At 43.3% G+C, this 18,903-nt stretch carries 15 protein-coding genes and 2 tRNA genes; 9 read left to right on the forward strand and 8 right to left on the reverse strand.

Annotated elements, in window-relative coordinates:
• Positions 1-95: 95 nt before the first annotated feature.
• From FTU82_RS01545 to hemE, 4 genes are all read right to left on the reverse strand, one after another.
• A complete protein-coding gene (locus FTU82_RS01545; RefSeq protein ID WP_180085210.1) occupies positions 96-1,982 on the reverse strand; it encodes a DUF4105 domain-containing protein in 1,887 nt (628 codons plus the stop codon).
• Between the two features lie 78 nt (positions 1,983-2,060).
• Positions 2,061-2,531 (reverse strand): DUF3015 family protein, encoded by a 471-nt coding sequence (locus tag FTU82_RS01550; protein WP_005096400.1) that lies wholly within the window; start codon positions 2,529-2,531, stop codon positions 2,061-2,063.
• A 146-nt stretch (positions 2,532-2,677) separates the two neighbouring features.
• A complete protein-coding gene (locus FTU82_RS01555) occupies positions 2,678-3,478 on the reverse strand; it encodes a DUF817 family protein (RefSeq protein ID WP_005096399.1) in 801 nt (266 codons plus the stop codon).
• 10 nt (positions 3,479-3,488) lie between these two features.
• Positions 3,489-4,559 (reverse strand): uroporphyrinogen decarboxylase, encoded by a 1,071-nt coding sequence (hemE, locus tag FTU82_RS01560; protein WP_074383035.1) that lies wholly within the window; start codon positions 4,557-4,559, stop codon positions 3,489-3,491.
• A 206-nt stretch (positions 4,560-4,765) separates the two neighbouring features.
• Here hemE and FTU82_RS01565 point away from each other — a divergent pair, with 206 nt between their 5' ends.
• The 3 genes from FTU82_RS01565 (at position 4,766) to FTU82_RS01575 (ending at position 8,136) form a co-directional block, all read left to right on the forward strand.
• Positions 4,766-5,986, forward strand: coding sequence for a L,D-transpeptidase family protein (locus FTU82_RS01565; RefSeq protein ID WP_005171817.1), 1,221 nt, complete (start codon positions 4,766-4,768; stop codon positions 5,984-5,986).
• Positions 5,987-6,163: 177 nt separating this feature from the next.
• On the forward strand, positions 6,164-6,862 hold the full coding sequence (locus FTU82_RS01570; RefSeq protein WP_005171818.1) for a pirin-like bicupin family protein: 699 nt from the start codon (positions 6,164-6,166) through the stop codon (positions 6,860-6,862).
• Between the two features lie 302 nt (positions 6,863-7,164).
• A complete protein-coding gene (locus FTU82_RS01575) occupies positions 7,165-8,136 on the forward strand; it encodes a class I SAM-dependent methyltransferase (RefSeq protein WP_180085208.1) in 972 nt (323 codons plus the stop codon).
• A 130-nt stretch (positions 8,137-8,266) separates the two neighbouring features.
• Here the strand turns inward: FTU82_RS01575 and FTU82_RS01580 are convergent.
• From FTU82_RS01580 to FTU82_RS01590, 3 genes are all read right to left on the reverse strand, one after another.
• Positions 8,267-8,356 (reverse strand) — tRNA-Ser (locus FTU82_RS01580).
• Between the two features lie 87 nt (positions 8,357-8,443).
• A complete protein-coding gene (locus FTU82_RS01585) occupies positions 8,444-10,480 on the reverse strand; it encodes an NADPH-dependent 2,4-dienoyl-CoA reductase (RefSeq protein ID WP_180085206.1) in 2,037 nt (678 codons plus the stop codon).
• A gap of 140 nt (positions 10,481-10,620) precedes the next feature.
• Positions 10,621-10,974 carry a hypothetical protein gene (locus tag FTU82_RS01590; protein WP_100534377.1) on the reverse strand — a complete coding sequence of 118 codons (354 nt, stop codon included), beginning with the start codon at positions 10,972-10,974 and terminating at the stop codon, positions 10,621-10,623.
• Positions 10,975-11,222: 248 nt separating this feature from the next.
• Here FTU82_RS01590 and argG point away from each other — a divergent pair, with 248 nt between their 5' ends.
• Entirely contained in the window at positions 11,223-12,563 is a 1,341-nt protein-coding gene (gene argG, locus FTU82_RS01595; protein WP_100328771.1) for an argininosuccinate synthase, read from the forward strand.
• 65 nt (positions 12,564-12,628) lie between these two features.
• Here the strand turns inward: argG and FTU82_RS01600 are convergent, their stop codons facing one another.
• Positions 12,629-13,909 (reverse strand): diguanylate cyclase, encoded by a 1,281-nt coding sequence (locus FTU82_RS01600; RefSeq protein ID WP_100328772.1) that lies wholly within the window; start codon positions 13,907-13,909, stop codon positions 12,629-12,631.
• Positions 13,910-14,060: 151 nt separating this feature from the next.
• Here FTU82_RS01600 and pyrC point away from each other — a divergent pair, with 151 nt between their 5' ends.
• From pyrC to FTU82_RS01625, 5 genes are all read left to right on the forward strand, one after another.
• Positions 14,061-15,095, forward strand: a complete 1,035-nt coding sequence (gene pyrC / locus FTU82_RS01605) for a dihydroorotase (RefSeq protein ID WP_180085204.1) — start codon at positions 14,061-14,063, stop codon at positions 15,093-15,095.
• Positions 15,080-15,739, forward strand: a complete 660-nt coding sequence (rnt, locus tag FTU82_RS01610; protein ID WP_034608604.1) for a ribonuclease T — start codon at positions 15,080-15,082, stop codon at positions 15,737-15,739. The genes pyrC and rnt overlap by 16 nt, the downstream gene beginning before the upstream one ends.
• Positions 15,740-15,759: 20 nt before the next feature.
• Positions 15,760-15,835: transfer RNA gene (locus FTU82_RS01615), tRNA-Glu, on the forward strand.
• A gap of 163 nt (positions 15,836-15,998) precedes the next feature.
• Positions 15,999-18,527, forward strand: a complete 2,529-nt coding sequence (locus tag FTU82_RS01620) for a TonB-dependent siderophore receptor (protein ID WP_180085203.1) — start codon at positions 15,999-16,001, stop codon at positions 18,525-18,527.
• Between the two features lie 80 nt (positions 18,528-18,607).
• Positions 18,608-18,757, forward strand: coding sequence for a hypothetical protein (locus tag FTU82_RS01625; RefSeq protein ID WP_005096385.1), 150 nt, complete (start codon positions 18,608-18,610; stop codon positions 18,755-18,757).
• Positions 18,758-18,903: the final 146 nt, after the last annotated feature.

The following is an 18,903-nucleotide window of genomic DNA, read 5'->3' on the forward strand; positions in this document are numbered from 1 at the left end:
CGTTAACTAAAATATCGACAAGATTATTCCAATTATACTGATCGATGATTCACAGGAAAAGTTTCGTAAACTAGCCCTTAAAATATATAAGCCGTTTAAAAATAACGGATCAGGCCCAAACTCCATTGATCCCAGTCTTTCGCCTGTTGTTGCTGATATTCCCAAGACAATCGAACCGCATTCTGTGCAGTAAAGGCATATTGCAATTGGGTATTTAGCTTCAGATGCCAGCGATGCGAATCTTCCCAATAAGGCAGTTCCACTTGCACCAGACTGTTGATCTGATCAGTCCAGATATTCTGGCAGCCCAAAGTTGGCCCTGCTCCTACGCGCCAACCCTGATCGAGCGCCTTGCCCGCCTGAACGTGAGTTTGCATTTGTGCATAGCACAAATGTTCGCGGCTCGCATTTGCCCAGCTATAGCCCGCTTGGGTCTTAAAACCGGCGACGCCATGCTGTTGCTCTTCGCTAAACTGGCCATGACGGTCTAAGGCTTCCTGTGTCCAGCCCAGATTAAAACCCCAAGATAAGGGCGTATTAAATGGATTAATCGGGTTATAGGAATTGACGGCCAGTAAATCCAGATGTTCCAGTTTGAGTTCACTATTACGATATTGTAATGCCCCATCCAGAAACAGCAGTTGTGTGCCGGTACGCAAACCACCCTGTGGATCGATTAAATCATGATAGGCATGCCGATGCCCAAGCTGAACAAAGGATTCACCCTGAACCTGTCCGGCCTCAAAACTGATATTTCGTGCATGATGACTTTGTACTGGATCTGTTTTCGGACGCTCAGGTGCTTGACGCTGTTTCTCGATAGCCAGCTGACTTCTTAAGCCCAATAACTTGCGAAAACGTGGCTGGGCAAAGGACTCATCTACTTTCTGTCTGAGAAAATCCAGATATAGATGATCATAGGCCATTTCCAGCACTTTGGCCTGATCCTCTGCCGGATAAGTTTGCAACATTGAAGGCATGGTACCTGTTTCTGCATAAGCCAGCTGATGAGCCTTTTTTGCCAAAGCTTTGCCATGCTGTCTAGATTGAGCCAGCAACTGTGTTTCCAGGGCAGGACGATAAACTTTCTGTTTGATCAAGCCCTGCTGTTCTACCACTTTCAAGGTTTCGATCGGAATGGCAGTCGAATTAAACTGTTTTTGTAGATTCAACTCAGGACGCACCAGATCGAATAGCCCCAGCAGGCGATAAGCACAATTATCGTTGATAAAATAATAAGGGAAACTCACCTTCTGCATTTCCCAAAGATGCTGCACCAGAAACCGGGTCTCTTGCGGCGTTAAATTTAATTCATATTCCCATAAATCCCGGCTTTCAAAGTCGCCATATTCTTTGACCTTGCGATAATACGGCATCAGGGAATATTCACCCAGATATTGTCCGGTCAGTCCTTTCCAGGCAAATGACCAGTTGTCATTGCCGTCGACGGTTGCGGCATAGTTAACGGCATAGGAAATCAGGTTGAGCTGCTGTTGATCTTTGGGATCTAGACGCAACAAGGTATGCCCGAACATCGAACTGGGATTGCCCATAAAATCTGTGGCATAAATCAGCGTGGCCTGATAGGGCTTGACCTCAGCAATCCATCGATCAAAATCCGGACAACTCACTTCAGGTAATTGCTGTTCGGAAATATCCAGCTGCTGCATTAACCAGCTGCTTCGGGCCGGAAACTTACAACGGATGGACTGATTCGGTTCTGTACTGCCAAATAAGGCCTGAATATTATGCTGTATTTCTTTTTTGAGATCAGTCTTTCCCTGCTCTGCCAGAAAATAGCCTGAATAATCGACCTCGCTGTGGCCTTTAGAATTGGCATACATCAGACGCTGCCAGGTGGTGCTCTGATCCAGACGTTTGCTTTTGGCCTGATCGAGATAATGCTGGATATCTGGATTAATTTCGTTTGAAAAACTTAAGGGACTGAAGGCCAGACCCAACATGAAGAACGCATATTTCATTCAGTTAACTTATTCTCGTCAATTTCTTTGAGTCATAAGAAAAACCCTGCCAGAGCAGCAGGGTTTTCAAAGTGCGGATCAGATATAAGATTTCAATACTTCATCTTTGGCCATCACTGTTTGTAATGAACTCAGAACTTGAAGGGTATTCTGGTTTTGTTCGGAATAGATTTCAGAAAAATTCTGCTTGGAAATGTTAAAGAAATGGCCTTTGTCTTCAGATTTGATATTCAGAAGTTCGGCCAGAACATTCAGGCTTTCACCTTCGCCCACTGCCATATCACGCGCCAGTGCTTCAGCATTTTCATTGGTAAAAGTCACCACTTGAGCGGTGACTGTTCCACCCTGGCTACAACCCAAAGTACCAAACGTGATCCCGAGCCATTGATTCGTGAAAAGAACGTTGGTGGTACCTGCTAAAAGTTTAGGAATAATACCAGTCTGACCGGCCCACACCTGACTTCCGATACCACAGCCGACATCTCGGTCAGCCATCGCCATACTTGAACCAGTCGCTAATACTGCCGCCAGCATAATTTTTTTCAACATACTTATTCTCCAGTTATTCTCATGCAATCTTTGTTATTACTCTCATTATGTAATTTGACTTACACACTCAGCAGAGTAGCGATAAGTCAGGTTTGGCGCAATCGAAAAAATGCATGCTTTACATAAACATAACCTGAATAATTCCATTACTCTTTCAGCGTCCAGTCGCCATGTAAATTGCGCTGCCCTAAAATCTTCAGTACCAAGACCAGACTCAGCAATAACAACAAATACCAGGACCCGAGTTTGCCCCAGCCCACCATATGCCATTGTTCAATCTGACTTGGATAGAGCCAGATCTGATAAAAGGTACTGATGTTCTCGGCAATCCAGATGATAAAGGCCAGCAGCAGCAAGATCGGTAACATTGGCAACTGAAAAGCGTGCTGATTCAACTGAAAACGAATTTTAGTTTTCCAGAACATCAGCACGCTCCAGACAAATAAAAGCATGCGATAGTCAGGAATAAAAAACTTGCTCATAAAGTTGATATAAGACAACACCGCCAGCAGCAACATATGGCGAAAGCCTGGCAACTTTTCAAATGAGACCTGATATAAACGCAAGGAACGCGCAAAAAAACTGCCGACCGCAGAATACATAAAACCGGCAAATAAAGGCACGGTCATAATTTTAAAGATTGCCGGTTGTGGATAATACCAGGAGGCAATCGCAGGATGGGTCAGAAAGATTTCCATCACCATGGCCATGAGATGAAACAGCGCAATCACTTTGGCTTCGGCCCAGGATTCCAGTTTGGTATAAAGCAGCAGCACCTGAATGAGCAGGGCAAAAAATAACAGATAGTCATAACGGTAAAAACCGTAAAACAGATCACTGCCCATGGCAGCAGTGAGTGCAAACGCCAGCAGGAGCAGAATCCCGAATAAGGCAGCCGAAGCTGCCTTATAGGTAAATTCAAACCCTGATTTGAATAGATCGATCAAGGTTTAAATCCTAAAGATATTTAGCACTATACTCATGTACGGTATCAATAAAGGCTTTTGGATTGGCTGGATCGACCCACTGGGTAATGCCGTGGCCGAGGTTTGCTACATAACCGGTTTTTTCACCATTGGCATAAGCATCATCCAGCATGGCTTTGGTCGCCTTAATAATAGTTTCCGATGAACCATATAAAGTCGCAGGATCCAGGTTACCCTGAAGCGCAGCACGACCCGCAACGGTTTGACGTGCTACATCCAGTGGTGTGGTCCAGTCCAGACCAAAGGCATCTGCGCCTGTAGCGATCATCGGTTCCAACCACTGACCGCCACCTTTGGTAAACAGAATTACTGGAATCTTGCGGCCATCTTTTTCACGGTGCAAGCCAGCAACAATCTTCTTCATATAGTTGAGCGAGAATTCAATATATTCACGATGTGCCAGTGCGCCGCCCCAACTATCAAAAATCTGTACCGCTTGTGCACCTGCATCAATCTGCGCATTCAGATAATCAATCACGGCATCGGCTAGACGTTCCAGCAAAGCATGCAGCACTTCAGGCTGTGCATACATCATATTTTTGGTGAAGCGGAAATCTTTGCTTGAACCGCCTTCTACCATATAAGTCGCCAAGGTCCACGGACTGCCAGAGAAACCGATCAGAGGAACCTGGCCACCCAAGGCTGAACGAATGGTCGACACTGCATTCATCACATAATCCAGATCCGATTTTGCATTAAAGGCTGGCAGATTTGCGACATCCTGCTCGGTACGGACGGTTTTATGAAATTTAGGCCCTTCACCCACTTCAAAATACAATCCTAAACCTAAAGCATCAGGCACTGTCAAAATGTCAGAGAACAAAATCGCGGCGTCCAGATCATAACGGCGTAAAGGCTGCAAGGTCACTTCACAGGCCAGTTCAGTATTTTTGCAAAGAGAAAGGAAATCTCCTGCCTGAGCACGCGTTGCGCGATATTCTGGTAAATAACGGCCCGCCTGACGCATCATCCATACCGGAGTGGCATCTACAGGTTCACGCAACAAGGCGCGCAGAAAACGATCATTTTTTAAGGTCGTCATTTACTTTCCTATCTATCTTTGATATTCGCCATATCATAACAAAAAGGTTGTATTTTTAATAACTTCTGCTGACTTTAAAAACCGATCAGCTTAAGTGGCCAAATGTGATGTTTTACACAAAACAACTACTGCATCTCCACATTTTTTCTGTAATACTTATAGTGTTTTTTCACATTTTTAAAGAAATAATTTTAAGGTTGATTTACATGTTCGTTCGCACAATGCTCGCTGTGAGTTTAGGTTGCATTTTCGCAGGTACTGTTTTTGCTGCGTCTACTGCTGAACAACCATTGAACCCGCAAGTTGTTACCGATGTTTCAGTCCAGGATCCAATTGATCCACTCGCGACTGAAGCTTCAGCCGCCCAAGCACCGGCTGAAGCCAAAATTACGGCGCAAGAACAACAAGACTTAAATCAGGCCTCTGAAGCACTGAATGAGCTACAAGATACCGAAGACCAATCTGCTGATATTGGTGCAGCGCCAAATACCAAGGCCCCGACGAACTCTGCTGCGACCAAAGCTTCGTGGACTTTAGACGGCTTAAACAATGCCCAGTGGTATGAAAACATTGGTGCAGGTCAATTTCCGGTCTACGCACGTGCACATGTCATGCTCAACAATGCCCACGCTTCACCGGGTGCGATTGATGGTACCAGCGGCAAGAACACACTGAAAGCAATTGCCTCTTTCCAGCAAATGAATGGCATCAAGCCAAATGGCGTACTGACGCAGGAAACCTGGGACAAACTGGTGGCACGTCAGGGTTCCAAGCCGACCTTTGTAGAGTACACCATTACTGAAAAAGATCTGGCAGGACCATTTGCCAAATCGATTCCTTCAGATTATGCGCTACAGGCGAAAATGAAAGGTTTGTACTACACCAGCGCATCTGAAATGCTCAGTGAAAAGTTCCATATGGATGAAAACTTCCTGAAGAAGTTGAATCCAGGTGCTAATTTTAACAAAGTCGGCCAAAAGATTCTGGTGACCAATGTTCGTAATGAGCTACCAGAAGGTATTCACTTGATTGTTGCACATAAAGGTGCCAAACAACTGTACTTATTTAACAGTAAAAATCAAATGATCGGCTCATTCCCTGCCAGTATCGGCAATACCAGTACGCCTTCACCAACGGGTACTTATAAAATCACCGGCGTTGCACCAAATCCTTGGTATAGCTACTCGCCAAGTAACTTTGTTCAAGGTAAAAACACCAAACCACTGTCTCTACCACCAGGTCCAAACGGCCCGGTCGGTAATGTCTGGATTGGCCTCAACAAAAAATCATTTGGTATTCACGGTACACCGAATCCGTCCATGATTTCTAAATCCTATTCACACGGTTGTATCCGTCTGACCAACTGGGATGCCAATGATCTTGGCCGTAAAGTCAAATCTGGCGTAACTGTTCGTTTCTTAGAATAATGATCCATAAAATGCTTTGAATAAAATGGCCCGCTTTTCAGTGGGCTTTTTTATGACTTGATTTTAAGCTGACATATCGTTGCAAAAATGCAATGATATGTCGCCCATTTGAGATTTTTTTGAGCTTAAAACAACAGTATGATGATCTCAAGTTGAAAATAAGATCGAGATGAAATCATGAAGGCTTTTCTACATCCTAGCGAAAATCGTGGTCATGTAAAAATGGGCTGGCTGGAGTCTAAGCACAGCTTCTCATTTGGTAACTGGTATGATCCCAAGTATATGGGGATCAGTGCCTTACGTGTTATTAATGACGATTTAATCGCTGGGCATCAGGGTTTTGGAACCCATCCCCATGACAATATGGAAATCCTGACCTGCGTACTGAAAGGCACCATTACTCATCAGGACAGCATGGGCAATCATGGCGGCATTGCTGCCGGTGAATGGCAGCTCATGAGTGCCGGAACAGGTATTCGTCATAGTGAAATGAATCAGGGCAATGAGCGGGTACATTTACTGCAAATCTGGATTATTCCCAATGAACAGGATGCCAAACCGAATTATCAGCAAATTCGTCTGGATCCGCATGAGCAGCCTAACCATTGGCATTTAATTTGTGGACCGAATGGCAATGCGCCGATGCATATTCGTCAGAATGCTGAAGTCAAAACTGCGGTAATTCAGCAAGGTCAAAGTTTGCAAGTGCAGGCCACCCAGCAGATCAATTATATTCATGTAGTTTCTGGCACTGTGCAGATTGCAGAACATAGAGTTGAGGCGGGTGGTGCAATTGCTTTTCTGGATGACTCAGAGATTCAAGCCATCGATGATGCGCAAGTGATCTGGTTTGATTTACCAGAAGTGCCTCACTAAGTTTTAAGGCTCTCACCCATCATGGCTATTAATCACTTTGATGAATAGCCATTTTTTATGAATCGAGAATAAAAGCAGACAGAAGCTTTATCAGAAGATAATTTTTTTAAAAACAGCTATAAAAATCACACCAATTCACATCAGTTTTTTACTTAAAATTCTGGCATTTCAGGCGAAGATGAAGCTGATTCATTTCTATTGAATGAACGCATCGCGAATGGCTGATCTGGTCATGGTCTTATATGGGATTCAACGTCTATCCAGCTTTGTATTGATTTTAAATAAACCAAAGAGCAACGCTTATGAACCAGATTTTAGAAATTCAGAATCACCAGCAACATGCTCTGCATTTTTTACTAGCGTTTTTAAAACAACAAAACTATCAGTTCACAGCCATTACCCCGTTGTCGCATCAACGGATTTTAGATCGTAAAAGAAACGAGAAAAATCAGGAAATAACCCTGCAGGATATATTTGGCTGGAATCTGGAATTTAGCAAAACCGATCTTGATCCGGTTCTTTTTTCCTTGCTGGCAAAACAGCAACTTCTACAGGTTCAGGATGAGCAATACACCAGTCTGGTCAGAGTCGCTTCACTGGAAGGTGAACTCTTTATTCACTCTTCCTTTCCGACCACACAACAGGATGCTGTTTTTTTTGGTCCCGATACTTATCGCTTTGTCTATCATCTCAAGCAATATCTAGCCACCGAACCTCGCCCTTTCAAACGGGCTGCTGAAATATGCTGTGGCACCTCTGCTGCTGCCATCAGTATCGCCAAATACTTTCCAGATCATGAGGAAATCTTTGTAGCAGATCTAAACCCCAAAGCCTTGCTCTATAGTCAACTCAATATTGATTTTTCGGGTTTTACTTCAATCTCTCCTGTACAGAGCAATTTATTTTCCAATCTTGAAGGTCAGTTTGACCTGATTTTTGCCAATCCACCTTATTTAATTGATCCTGAGCAACGGCAATATCGACACGGAGGTAATGAGCTCGATGGCAATGAATTATCTTTTAAAATTATAAAACAAGGCCTGCAAAGGCTAAATTCAGGCGGCCGTTTATTTTTATATACCGGCGCTACCATCACACGAAATGGCAATCGATTTTTACAGTATCTGCAAGACCTGATGCAGCAGCATCAAAATATTCACTGGTCTTATGAGGAAATTGATCCGGATATTTTTGGTGAAGAATTAGAGCAACCTGCTTATCAGCATGTGGAAAGAATTGCTCTGGCTCTGATTAAGATTGAAGTATGCGATTGAAGAATATCTGTTTATAAATTATCGACTTTTTAAATATCGAACCTCTTTAAGATCCGTTTATTTTAAATCATTCTGTAAAATTCATCAGCAATAAAAAAACCCCAATCTTTCGATTGGGGTTTTTAAAATTTGGCGGAAGCGGTGAGATTCGAACTCACGGAGGACTCACACCCTCGTCGGTTTTCAAGACCGGTGCATTAAACCGCTCTGCCACGCTTCCATGGGCGCAATAATACGGCGCTTTTATGTAACTGACAAGTGAAAGTTACAGTGAATCTGATTAACTGCATATAGTTTCATCAAATCCCTACAATTTGGCGGCCAATTCGGCTCCTTCACGAATGGCACGCTTGGCATCCAGCTCGGCAGCCAGTTTAGCCCCACCAATAATATGATATTGTGCCAAGGTATTTTCCCCGGCAAGTGGCATCAAATCTTTTACCGACTCCTGTCCTGCACACACCACAATACTATCCACACGCAATAATTGAGCGTGGCCATCCACCTCAATCCATAAGCCTTCATCGGTAACAGATTTATATTGCACACCGCGCAACATGCGCACCGCGTGTTTTTTTAATTGGGCACGATGTACCCAGCCTGAAGTCTTGCCTAGGCCTGCGCCAAGCGGTGTCTTTTTACGTTGTAATAAATAAATTTCACGAATAGGTGCTTCAATTTCTGCACCTTGTATGCCGCCTTCACTGACATAATTTGGATTCGGGTCTACACCCCATTCACGTTTCCATTCATTCACAGGTTGCGGCTGTACCTGATGCGGTGGCTTTAACAAAAACTCGGACACATCAAAACCAATACCGCCTGCACCAATGACTGCAACACGATCTCCGACTGGCGCACCGCGTAGTACTTCTGCATAAGACAAGACTTGCGGTGCCTGACTGCCTTCGATCTTAAGCGCTCGCGGCACGACACCAGTCGCGACAATGACTTCATCAAAACCTTCACGTTCCAGCTGTTCACGGTTCACTTGGGTATTTAATCGCACATCAACGCCGGTTTTTTCCAATTGGACTTTAAAATAACGAATCGTTTCGTGAAACTCTTCTTTCCCCGGAATGACTTTAGCCAGATTAAACTGTCCACCCACTTCATGACTGGCCTCAAACAGCGTCACATCATGCCCGCGACTGGCTGCGACTGTGGCCGCAGACAGCCCTGCAACACCACCACCGACCACTGCAATACTTTTGGCTTTTTTGGTTTTGACATAGACCAGTTCGGTTTCATAGCCGGCACGTGGATTGACCAGACAGGTTGCGCGCTGGTTTTTAAAGGTATGATCCAGACAGGCCTGATTACAGGCAATACAGGTATTGATTTCATCAACACGATTGGTCGCGGTTTTATTGACCCAGAAGGCATCTGCCAAGAATGGACGTGCCATCTGCACCATGTCTGCCTGGCCGGAAGCCAGAATTTCTTCAGCAGTATCTGGCATATTGATCCGGTTCGATGCAATGACCGGCACCGCCACGTGCTTTTTCACTTCAGCGGTATAATCGACAAAAGCTGCACGCGGTACAGAAGTCACAATGGTGGGAATACGTGCTTCATGCCAGCCAATACCGGTATTGAGTAAAGTAATCCCCGCCTTTTCCAAAGCTTTAGCCACGGTAATCACATCTTGCATGGTATTGCCATCATGTACCAGATCCAGAAGCGACAAACGGAAACAGATAATAAATTTTTCGCCAATTTCCTCACGAATCGCTTTGACAATTTCTACGGCAAAACGCATCCGGTTTTCGATCGGGCCACCCCAACGGTCAGCACGCTGATTGACATGCCGGCTTAAAAACTGATTCAGCAAATAGCCTTCAGAACCCATGATTTCTACGCCATCATAGCCGGCTTTTTTGGCAATACTGGCCGTTCTGACATAATCCTGAATGGTATTCAGAATCTGTTTATCTGACATTTCACGTGGTTTAAAGGGAGAAATCGGCGACTTGATCGGGCTGGCCGAGACCACAAAAGGCTGATAGCCATAACGTCCGGCATGCAGAATCTGCAACAGAATTTTGGCACCATGCTTATGCACTGCATGCGTCACCAAACGATGCGGCGCAATGTCCCCCAAAGTATTCATGGTACCGCCCGCCGGTAACAACCAGCCTTGACGGTTGGGCGATATTCCACCCGTAATCAGCAGACCTGCGCCACCCTTTGCACGCTCACCAAAATACGCAGCCAGTTTGGGATAATTATAAAAACGATCTTCTAGGCCAGTATGCATCGACCCCATCACCACCCGGTTCTTAATGGTGGTAAAACCCAAATGCAGTGGCTTTAAAATGTTGGCATAGCGCGTCGTAGTCATAACAAATCCCTGATTATATTTGGCTGAGCAAGTCATTCCCTTACTTTAACTGATTTTCAGTGGCTTTTTATGACCCGGAGTTCAGCATTTTCAGGCACAAATATCAATCTTTAGAAGAGGATCACTTTCTATTTGGCGGATTAATCCTGCCATTGTCGCGCGCTAGATTTCCATAATGCAATCACGCCCAATACTGTACCAATCGGAAAACTCAGGAGCATCAGGATGGCCATAATTCTGGATAAAGTCCGTCCTGAACCATTGCCCTGTTTGACTTTGATGCTGGCCTGTATATTAAAAAATACCAGGCCGCCTAAAAGCAGCAGCACCATACCTAAACTCAGCGTAGAAATACTGGCTTGCTGATATTCCAGATATAAAAATACCAGTGTACTAAAACCAATCAGACCGGCATAAATCCCATGCAACAGTGCCAGCGTTTCATTCTTGGTTTTAGGATTTAAATTAGGTAAGGGTGGGATATGAGTCGCCATGCATTTATTCCTGTTTTATCTGAGTTTTTAACTTTATTCGGCTGAATATAGCGAATTTTTACTTTTTTAGCAGGATTCTGCTCAAAATCGTGCAATTTATGATTATTTAAGCCTATTGAATATAGATTTTAAAACGAGTTTTTCTTTTCTAAAGCAAACCTAAATAAATTAATGATACAATTGAGACAATATGTATTTTTTCAGGCCACCAATTCTGGCGTGCCTATTTCATATCATTAGGATGAACAATGTCTGATAATGCAACTATCTTGCAGAATGTCCCAGTAGGTAAAAAAGTTGGTATTGCCTTCTCTGGTGGTCTAGATACTTCTGCTGCTCTTTTGTGGATGAAACAAAAAGGCGCTGAACCTTATGCTTACACAGCGAACTTGGGTCAGCCAGACGAAGACGATTACGATGCGATTCCAAAAAAAGCTGAAGCTTATGGCGCAGTAAAAGCACGCTTAATCGACTGCCGTTTACAGCTTGCATTAGAAGGTATTGCTGCAATTCAATGTGGCGCGTTCCACATTTCAACTGGCGGTGTTCCTTACTTTAATACGACTCCTCTTGGTCGTGCTGTTACAGGTACCATGCTTGTCACTGCCATGAAAGAAGATGACGTCAATATTTGGGGTGACGGTTCTACTTACAAAGGTAACGACATTGAACGTTTTTACCGTTATGGTTTGTTGACCAACCCTGCGCTTAAAATTTACAAGCCTTGGCTAGACCAAACCTTTATCGATGAGCTTGGCGGCCGTGCAGAAATGTCGCAGTTCCTGATCGACAACGGTTTTGACTATAAAATGTCAAAAGAAAAAGCCTACTCAACAGATTCAAACATGTTGGGTGCGACCCATGAAGCCAAAGATCTTGAATACCTGAATGCGGGCATCAAAATCGTGGATCCAATCATGGGCGTTGCCTTCTGGAAAGATGACGTAGAAGTTAAAGCTGAAGAAGTATCGATTACTTTTGAAGAAGGTTTCCCGGTTGCGATCAACGGTCAACGTATCGAAGATCCAGTTGAATTCATTCTTGAAGCAAACCGTATCGGTGGCCGTCATGGTCTAGGTATGTCGGATCAAATCGAAAACCGTATTATCGAAGCAAAATCTCGCGGTATTTATGAAGCTCCGGGTATGGCGCTGCTTCATATTGCTTACGAGCGTCTTGTGACCGGTATTCATAACGAAGATACCATCGAACAATACCGCATCAACGGTTTACGTTTAGGCCGTTTGTTGTACCAAGGCCGTTGGTTCGATTCTCAAGCGCTGATGTTGCGTGAAACTTCACAGCGTTGGGTGGCTAAAGCCGTGACCGGTACTGTGACTTTAGAACTGCGTCGTGGTAATGATTACACCATCATGAACACTGAGTCGCCTAACCTGACCTATGAAGCTGAGCGCTTGACCATGGAGAAAGGTGATTCTATGTTCTCTCCAATGGATCGTATTGGTCAGTTGACCATGCGTAATCTGGACATTACCGATACCCGCGCAAAACTTGGCATCTATACAGAAACTGGTTTGCTTGCAGTGGGTACAGCATCTGCAGTGCCACAACTGAAAGACAAAAACTAAGTTTTGTTTTTGTTAAAAAACCGCTCTTGATGAGCGGTTTTTTTATGGATAGTTGTTCTTGATGTTTAAAGCATCGAGCCATTGGCGGTATCTGAGTTGACGGAACGAAGTGATTGATAATAAATCTGATTGCGCCCAAGCTGCTTGGCACGATACAACGCCTGATCTGCAATTCCCAATAATATATCTTTATCAGTATATGTTTCACCACGATAGACGGTAATGCCTAAACTGATGGTAATATGTTTCGCAACCAAAGATTTTTCATGGGGAATTTCCAGACGGTCAATCGCCTTGAAAATATTTGAAGCTACGGCATAAGCACCATGTGCATCTGTTTCTGGCAATAACACAACAAACTCTTCCCCGCCATAACGCGCCACAAAGTCCATATGACGGATCGCATTCTTGATGGTTCTGGCAATGGTTGAAATAACATCATCGCCTTTCTGATGCCCATAAAAATCATTATAGTTTTTAAAAAAGTCCACATCGATAAACAGAATCGCCAAGGCAGTGTCTTCACGACGGGCCCGTTCAAAATACACTTCAAGCGTTTCATCGAAGGTTCTCCGATTGGAAATCTTGGTCAGTTCATCATACTGGCTTAAATGTAATAATTCAGTGGTATGAATACGCTGGATCTGCTCACTGATTCTGGCCCGGATACTATATAAAAAAATCACACGCTCACGCGCGAAAATCATATGACTAATTACATAACCCAGTAAGCAACTCCCAATCAGAATTCGCCCAAAAACCAGCGGATTAAAGTCTATGGCCATGATTGATAATACAATAATGGTCGTTGCTGCAGCGACCAGTCCGGTGACCAGCATCTGTACAGGCTTAATACCGGTCAGGATATAACCCAGAATATAAATAATGGTGACGATTGCCATCGACTGGTGTTGTAACGCTGGGGTTTTAACCAACATCGTGATACAGGAAATCGACACCAGCATCCAGAATACCAGCAGCATTGAAGCTTGCGGAAAAAAGCGCTTGATCTTGGGTAAACAGGAAAACATATAAAAGAGAATTAATGACATACCGCCATTCAGTAGCCCGAACATAGACAGCACAAAATCATGCACGAAATATTCTTTACTGATAATCCAGTAATCTGTGGGGATCATCACCACCAGAAAAATAAAATAAGCCAATACCCCACCCCAAACATATTTTTCGACATGTTTGCGGGCACGTTCCAGATTTTTTGTCCAGAATTCCTGTTCCAGATGTTGAGGGAAGACCGGGCCTACACGCTGACTTTGGCGTGTAATTAATTCTTCTATGTTTTCCTTGTCATCTTGTAATTTCGCTAAACTGTACTTGTATTCCATTGCAAGTATTTATGTAATTTTTTTAGTAATTTTAAAATAACATACTTTTTCAAATTAATTTATAGATATCCCTTATTTTGTAGCCCTTTCTCATTACCATTTTTGCTATAGATGGATTATCATTTGTTTTATTTGTTCGACTGAATTTGCCTTGAATACGATTACGATTCTCCAGCCAGATGATTGGCACGTTCACCTGCGTGATGGTTTAGCACTTCAACGTACTGTTCCCGATTTAGCCAGACAGTTTTCTCGCGCAATCTGTATGCCGAATCTGGTACCACCCGTTAAAACCGTTGAAGAGGCCAATGCCTATCGTGAACGCATCATGGCGCACGTACCTGAAGGGATAAATTTCGACCCGCGTATGGTGCTGTATTTCACAGACAACACCCCGGCAAGTGAAGTTAAAAAGATCAAAGAATCTGCGCATATCAATGCCATCAAGCTCTATCCTGCGGGTGCAACCACCAATTCTGATAGTGGTGTCAGCGACATGAGTAAAGTGTATGGCGTAATTGAGCAGCTTGAAGAACATCAGGTGCCTTTATTGCTGCACGGTGAAGTGACGCATAACCATATCGATATTTTTGACCGTGAAAAGCGCTTTCTGGATGAAGTCCTCGCACCCTTGCTCAGACAGTTCCCTAAGCTGAAACTGGTGTTAGAGCACATTACTACCAGCGAAGCAGCAAACTTTGTGCTTGAGCAAGACCGTAATGTCGCTGCAACCATTACGCCGCAACATTTATTGTTCAACCGTAATGACATGCTGGTGGGTGGCATCAAGCCGCATTTCTACTGCTTGCCAATTTTAAAACGTCAAACCCATCAGCAAACCTTGCTGGAAGTGGCGACTAGTGGCAATCCTAAATTTTTCCTAGGCACGGACAGCGCACCACATTCAAAAAATGCAAAAGAAAATGCGTGTGGCTGTGCAGGGTGTTATAGTGCGCCGACTGCCATTGAGCTGTATGCTCAGGCATTTGATCAAGTGGGTAAAATTGAACGTCTGGAAGGTTTTGCCAGCCACTTTGGTGCAGACTTCTATGGCCTGCCACGTAATACCAGTACCATTACACTGGTTAAAGAAGATCAAGTAATCCCTGAAAGTTTAGACTATTTGGATGGTGAACAGATTATTCCGCTCTATGCGGGTAAAACCATTCAATGGAGAAAAGTGTGACAAATGAAACCCTCCCAATCATTGGTCAACGTTTTCGTGGATTCTTACCTGTAGTTGTCGATGTCGAGACGGCAGGTTTTAATGCACAGACTGATGCATTGCTGGAAATTGCGGCCATTCCGATTGTTTATAATGAGGATGGCCAATTTGTGCCGGGCCAAGCTTACCATGCACATATCAATCCTTTTGAAGGGGCCAACCTCGATCGCAGGTCACTGGAATTCATCGGCATTGATCCGTCAAATCCGATGCGGATTGCCATGGCTGAAGATGAAAAAACCGCATTAAAGCGTATTTTCAAATCGGTCAATGACGTGCGCCGTCAGCAAAACTGTACCCATGCGGTTTTGGTGGGTCACAATGCACATTTCGATTTAGGTTTTGTTCAGGCAGCAATTGCCCGTACCGGCACCAAAAACCAGAACCCGTTCCATAGTTTTTCTGTGTTTGACACGGTGACCTTGAGTGCGGTGATGTTTGGTCAAACCGTACTGGCGAAATCCTGTATTCAGGCCGGGATCGATTTTGATGGCAAAGAAGCTCACTCTGCGTTATATGACACACAGAAGACAGCTGAACTGTTTTGCTATATTTTAAACAAACTCGCGCCTCACCTGCTTGACACTCTGGTGGCGGATCAATAAGATACCGCCATCTTCTAAACGTCCCTATCGTCTAGAGGCCTAGGACATCGCCCTTTCACGGCGGTAACCGGGGTTCGAATCCCCGTAGGGACGCCATATATTTTCCTCCCTTTTCATATTTTTATTTTTCAGCGACTTAAGCTGCTTAAATCTTACACATTTAAAGCCCAATTAATGCAAATAATTCTCATTACTATTGATTATAGCAATCAAGTTAATGATAATCGCTTTCATTATCTTTCAAAGATTTAACCTTCTCATGCGTTTTGCCTACTCTTCACTTTCACTTGCTATATTGGCAGCTTTATCAACCTCTAGTTTCGCAGAAGAATCCAGTTATCAAGAATCTGTCCCCAATGAGGCAACACTTAAGTTCAACACGATTATTGTCGAAGCTCAGCAAGGAAATGAAGTTGGGAAAACGGTTTATAGCAAAGAAGATTTAGCAAAAACGCCGAATAGCTCAAAGAATATAACTGATTTTTTAAAGGTGAATCCGAATGTGCAGTTTAGCCAATCACAGTTAGCAGCAGGCTCACAAGGTGAACTTAAACCCTCTGAAATTTCTATCAATGGTGCTCAAACCTTCCAAAATAATTTTATTGTGAATGGCGTATCCAATAACCTATTAATTAACCCTGCTGATGGTCCAAGTAACTACAATACATTTAGCACTGGCTCTCAAGCGATGGCTGTCAATACAGACTTACTGTGTGATTTGGAAGTACTCGACAGCAATGTTTCTGCTGAATATGGTCAGTTTACCGGTGGCGTGGTCAATGCAAAGACCTGTGCACCACAAACTGAAATTAGAAAAATTCATGGTACTGTCACATATGATTACACAGAAAGTGACTGGGCTCGCTTTAATGCTGTTAGCCCATTAGAAGAAGAGCTCTTTGAAGAGCCGACTGAAGCCTATCAAAAGGAATATACCAAACAAGGTTTAAGTGCCAATATTTATGGCAAGCTTTCAGAGCAATGGGGGTTTAATAGTTATGCATCAAAACGTAAATCTATTATTCCTGTAATGAGTGGTTTTGATGACCCGAAAAAAATTGATCAAGAACGCAGTAATACCAACATTGGTTCAACCTTCTTCTATAACCCAAGCGAGACAGTGAAAGCTAAATTTGGATTTGATTATGCTTTACTTGACAGCTTGAATTATGCTGAAAGCCGTCGCAACTCAGCCAGTACGCTTGACACAGAAACGACAACAATGTTTTCAGAGTTAGAACACCACATAGGATCTGTAACATTAACGCATAAACTCAACTTCCAAAGTGCTGATAATGTCCGAAACTCAGAAAACAACTATGGTTTTATTTGGCATTATGCTGAAGGCAGTAAAGATTGGACCGACTCAAAAACCGTATCTGAAGGTACGCTTTTTGGTCAGCTAGAACAAAATGAAACTGCGCTCAACTACGACTTAAAAGCAGCCTTTGATCCATTCAAAATTGGTACGACTCAGCATAAGATTACAGCGGGTACAGGATACACTCATGCAGAAGTGGATTGGAAACGTGCCTCTGATGTATATATGTCAAATGTTTCAGCTGTCAATATGAAAAATTTAGCTAACAATACCTGTTTAGCTGATGATGCTTTATGCGATGCGACACCCACGATTCAAGGTTGGACAGGACAATATGTCGCTGCAGGTTCATTGTATAAAGCTGGACAATTCTCTGCTCAACAAGACCGCTTCAATGCTTTCCTTGAAGACAACATTCAATGGAACGATCAATTATCGACCCGAGTAGGTGTCCGTGCCGACTACGACTCTTTAAGCGGTAATTTCAATATTTCTCCACGTAGTTCCGTGTCTTATAAGCCCTTTGCGAATGACAAACTGCAATTTTTAGCAGGCTGGAATCGTTACTATGGTCAGCAAACATTAGGCACCGAACTCAACGATGGTATTGGTGAGTTGATGTATAAATTCTCACGTGAGAATCCGCAGGCGGACTGGGTCACATCTGCAACGAACTCAGCAAATGCCACACGTCGCTCTGACCTAGACACACCATTTAGTGATGAAACTGTTTTGGGTATCAACACCCAATTACATTCTTGGGATTTAGGTCTTAAGTGGGTGAATCGCAAATACCAAGATGAAATTTCACGTACCCACACCGATATCCCAAAAGATGGTTTCAACTTCTCTTATGAATATAGCAATGATGGTCATGGTGAAGCCGACATCTACACACTCACATTAAAAAATCGTGAAGCTTTGAAATTCGCTAGTACACAGCATTTCATTGCTTTTGGTTTTGACTATAGCGATGTATTCCGCAGTTATACCGATTATACCGACAAATTCATAACCGCAGATCAAGATGAACTCGTGTCCTATAACGGTAAAATTATGCATTGGTCAGAGCGTCCTGCACAAAACTTCAACCAACCATGGACTGCCCGTGTAAATTGGGATATTGCTTTCGATCACGCACCAGTAAAACTTTCAAACTTCTTTAGCTATAAAGACAGTTACGACGATATGATCACAGTGACCAGTAAAGATGACAAAGTAGAATATGAAGGTAATCTTCTTGATACTTATATTGCTTCTGAAATTAAACCTAAATTTATCTGGGATATGCGTACAACTTATGATTGGAAACTTTCAAAAGATTTACATGCAATCTTTGGTTTAACTATTAACAATGTAACTAACCGCACCAACACGTATACCACCAAATCAACAATCGCAAGCAAACCAAGAGTTATGACTGAAATCGGCCGCCAGTTTATCGCCGATGTCACTTTCAAATTCTAAGTTTTATAGAGAGCACTCCGATGCTCTTTTTAATTTGCTTAGGCTATAATTAATGCAATTTCGTACTTTGTCTATCTGCCATGTTAAAAAAGATCTTACTGGTTTTACTGATTTTAGCTCCTTCACTGCTTTATCTTTATATCGTGAACCGTGAAGAGAAAGTAGAAACACCTGCCGAGCAGACTGCTCCTGTGCATAACCCGACAGAATACCAAACACCCGATCATTAAAATCTGGCTGTTTTAAACTCCTGCCAGCCGCGGGAGTTTCATTTTCCGCCTAAATGACGAGCAAATAAGCCCAATCATTCGATTTATTTAAGCCCTCAATAAAATTAATGCATTACTCCTGTTTAATGTTTGAACTTTTAGCGCTT

It is taken from the genome of Acinetobacter sp. YH12151, assembly GCF_013418355.1.
GTDB classification, from domain to species: domain Bacteria; phylum Pseudomonadota; class Gammaproteobacteria; order Pseudomonadales; family Moraxellaceae; genus Acinetobacter; species Acinetobacter pseudolwoffii.